This window comes from Hydrogenophaga defluvii, assembly GCF_042665235.1.
Taxonomy (GTDB): domain Bacteria; phylum Pseudomonadota; class Gammaproteobacteria; order Burkholderiales; family Burkholderiaceae_C; genus Hydrogenophaga; species Hydrogenophaga defluvii_A.
Window position 1 is genome coordinate 1 of sequence record NZ_JBHTBZ010000037.1, and the last position, 889, is coordinate 889.

The 889-nt window shown below is 57.3% G+C and carries 1 protein-coding gene; it reads left to right on the forward strand.

The features are described from left to right. The coding region (locus ACFQU0_RS13310) for a Tn3 family transposase (RefSeq protein ID WP_382201567.1) at nucleotides 1-746 on the forward strand (746 nt) is incomplete at its 5' end. Nucleotides 747-889 lie beyond the last annotated feature (143 nt).

Below are 889 nucleotides of genomic sequence, written 5' to 3' on the forward strand. Positions count from 1 at the left end.
AGCTGGAGACCAGCCAGCTTGCTGTGGATACCCATGGCTACACCGACTTTGCCATGTCACATGCCCGTTTGCTTGGTTTTGATCTTTGCCCGCGGTTGAAGGAACTCAAACAGCGCCACCTCTTTGTGCCACGCGGCACCAAAGTGCCCGCAGAAATCGCTGCGGTGTGCGAAGCCAATGTCGACGTCGCTTTGATCGAAAAGCATTGGGATAGTCTGGTGCACCTGGCAGCCTCGGTCATGAGCGGACATGCCAGTGCGGTGGCAGCTCTTGCGCGGTTCGGTTCTGCCGCCCAGGGCGATCCAATCTATGAGGCTGGCGTGCAATTGGGGCGGTTGCTGCGTACGGCGTTTTTGGCTGACTACTTTGTCAAGGACGCTTTCAGGAACGAGTTGCGCCGGGTGCTCAATCGGGGCGAGGCTGTTAACGCCCTCAAGCGCGCCATTTATACCGGCCGGATCAGCCCGGCGCAGGCCAAACGTGTCGATGAAATGCAGGCTGTGGCCGATGCGTTGAGCCTGATGGCCAACATCGTGATGGCGTGGAATACCTCACAGATGCAGGCGGTCCTGGATCGCTGGTCGAACCGCCGCCAGGTCATTCCACCGGAACTGATCGGGAAGATTGCGCCCACCAGGCTGGAGAGCATCAACTTGCGGGGTGTGTTTCGCTTCCCGGTTGACCGCTATGCTGACCAAATCCTGCCTTCGCGGCCAAATGCATCGATAACTGGCACCAATGGATGAAACCGACCACGGTTTGACGCCACGAATCGCAGATTTGAAAGTGAACAGGAAAGTCAATGAAATCAACGATCTACCAACACCACCTCCGCGCCAGTGCTAGCTTTTCGTACCGTCACTTATTGCACTGAAAACGAGGAGACCCC